Source organism: Mycobacterium sp. TH-M15 (assembly GCF_057473705.1).
Genome location: NZ_JBYCLB010000429.1, coordinates 1 through 2,534 on the forward strand (window position 1 = coordinate 1; position 2,534 = coordinate 2,534).

The window sequence follows — 2,534 nt, forward strand, 5'->3', positions numbered from 1 at the left end:
GATGCTCGAATTCTGCGGCCAGTACCAGCCGAAATACTCGGTATCGCGTTCGATGATCGCCGGGGTGTTCACGCCCATGAAGTTGGTGGCGTGCAGCGCCGCGGTCTCGTCCCGGTTGGTCTGGCTGACCACCGAGGGGATCACCGTCGACGCCGCAACCGTGTAAGCGTCCGCGGCGGACTGGGTGACCGCGATCTTGTGGGTGATCCACCCCAGAAGCGTCTGAAGTCCGGTGTTGAGCCCGACCGCGCTCTGGCCCGACGCCGCACCCCCCAGACCGATCCACTGGGTGGCGGTGGCCGCGGTATTGGCGGCGGAGAGCCCCATCGCGAGCTCGTGGCTGATCGCCTCGGTCATCCACACCAGCTGGTTAGCCAGCACCGACGCCGGACCGGGACCCGTCTCGAAGATCGCCGCGACGACTTCGGGAGGGGCCATCCAGCGGGGGTCGGCCATCGGCCGGTGCTAGACCATCAGCCTGGCGGCGCTGGCCAGCTCGGTGAGCAGGTAGGTGACCGAGGCCAGGTGCTGCGCTCCGGCGAAGGCCGTCCGCTGCCCGACGTGCTCGGCTGCCATGCCCAGGTAGGAGCCGCCCGATGCGTTCAGCGCGGCCGCGAACGCCGTCGAATCGGCGTCGGCTGCCATCGGCACCGTCCCGGTGAGCGCATGAGCTCCCGCGGCGGTGGCGGCGGCCATCTGTCCACTGATGACGGATTCGGTGAGCGCCGACATCTCCACGGCGACGGTGTTCACACCCAGCAATGACATCTGTGCCTCCCCATGTCACCCATCTCGCCGGTCTCGCCGGTGTCGAATCGCCTGAGTCTAAGGTGTCCAGGCGGCGGCTGTCGAGACACGTTTTTCCGGAACAGCCCGTTCACTGCGGTGTCCCGACCAACACGCCTTCGATGACGCCGTCGGTGGTGACCAGCAGGCCCCGGCCGGGCGGCAGTTGCTGGGCGGGGGTTCTGCCGAAGACCCTGACGGTGGCCGGGTCGTTGTCCATGAACAGGGTCGGCGCGCGGGAGGCTGTCAGCTTCTGCAGGAACGGGTTCATCACCGACACCCCGGCCCAGTTCCCCGGTGAGCGGGACGCGACGACGTGCAGACCGACTTCGCGGCTGCGCTCGATGAGTCCCCACAGCGGCGCCGTGGCCGCCGGCTTCCCGATAGCGCCGTGCGGCCGCAGTTCTTGCTCGTCGTCGATCAAGACGAAGTGGTGCGCTCCCTGCCACGACCGCCGATTCAGCAACTGCTCCTGACTCAGCCCGGCCGGCGGCAGCCGGTCGGCCAGCAGCTGCGCCAGCTCGCCGATCACCTGATCGATCTCGTCGGGGGTGTAGGCGTAGGCACGCACGTGCGCGCCGCGGACCTTGCCGATCAGCGACGTCTTGGGGTCGACGATGGTGATCTGGGCCTGATCCGGAGTGAACCGGCTCATCACGGCCTGCCCGAAAGCCGCTAGCGCCGTGGACTTCCCGCACGACTGACGGCCCAGCACCAACATGTTGGGCAGAGTGTGCGGCAGCACCACCGGTTGCAGCACGGTCTCCCCGATCGCGAACGGGACATCCAGCGCGCCCCCAGCGACGGGGGTATCGGGGGTTCCGGCGCTGTCCCCTGTGGTTTCCGCGTCGCGGGCATCCGGAACGCCGGCGGCGTGGGCATGCGCCGCCACGATCTGCGCCAGCGGGACGCTCGCCGGCAGCCGGGCCAGTGTCTCCACCTTGCCGGTTCCCGCGACCGCGGTGACGGCGTCGCCCACCTGCCGGGTGGCAATCCTTTCACCGCCGGCGCCGATGATCTCCGGCACCCCGACCAGCAGCTCGTAGCCGTCTCGGGTGAGCCCGAAGCCGGTCCGGTCCAGGGTGTTTCGTGCGGCCTTGCGCAGCTCGATCGAGCTGCCCATCTGCGACTCGTCGGGGTTGGAGAGCCGCAGCTGGATCCGTGCGTTCGACACGTTAAGCAGCCCCTGCTTCTGCCCGACGAACCAGGCGGTGGCGCTGGTGATGACGTGCACACCGTAGGAGAGACCCTGCCGGGCGAGGGTGATCACCCGATCTCCGATCCCGGGGTCCTTTTCGTACAGGTCGCCGAAGTTGTCGACGACGAGGAACACATCGCCGAATTTGTCCGCCCGGTCGGTGCCCCCACCGGCAGAGCCGGTCGAGCCGGCAGAGCCGAATCGCCGCTCGCGGAACTCCGCGATGTCGATCTGGAAGCGCTTGAACGCCGCCTCACGCGCCCTGATCAGACCTTCGACGGTCGCCACGGTTCGCGAAACACCCTCGCTGTCACTGAGACTGACCACCCCGGCCACATGCGGCAGCTCTTCCACCGGGTACAGCGTGGCGCCCACACAGAAGAACGTCACCCGCTCCGGTGTGTACATCAGCGCCGCGGACACCATCAACGTCATCATCGTGGTCGACTTGCCGCGCTGCGCGGTGGCGACAACCATGACGTTGTCCATCTCGGCGTCGACGACGTGCACCCGCTGGGTGTGCTCATCGGGGATGTCCACCACGCCCACC

Annotated in this window: 3 protein-coding genes; all 3 read right to left on the reverse strand. The window is 68.3% G+C overall.

Annotated features, from left to right (window positions below):
* The coding region (locus AC2VNT_RS10350) for a PPE domain-containing protein (RefSeq protein ID WP_486946768.1) at window positions 1-438 on the reverse strand (438 nt) is incomplete at its 3' end.
* Between the two features lie 27 nt (window positions 439-465).
* A complete protein-coding gene (locus tag AC2VNT_RS10355; protein ID WP_486946769.1) occupies window positions 466-768 on the reverse strand; it encodes a PE domain-containing protein in 303 nt (100 codons plus the stop codon).
* A gap of 109 nt (window positions 769-877) precedes the next feature.
* Window positions 878-2,534: type VII secretion protein EccCb (gene eccCb, locus AC2VNT_RS10360; RefSeq protein ID WP_486946770.1), on the reverse strand; the 1,657-nt coding region annotated here is incomplete at its 5' end.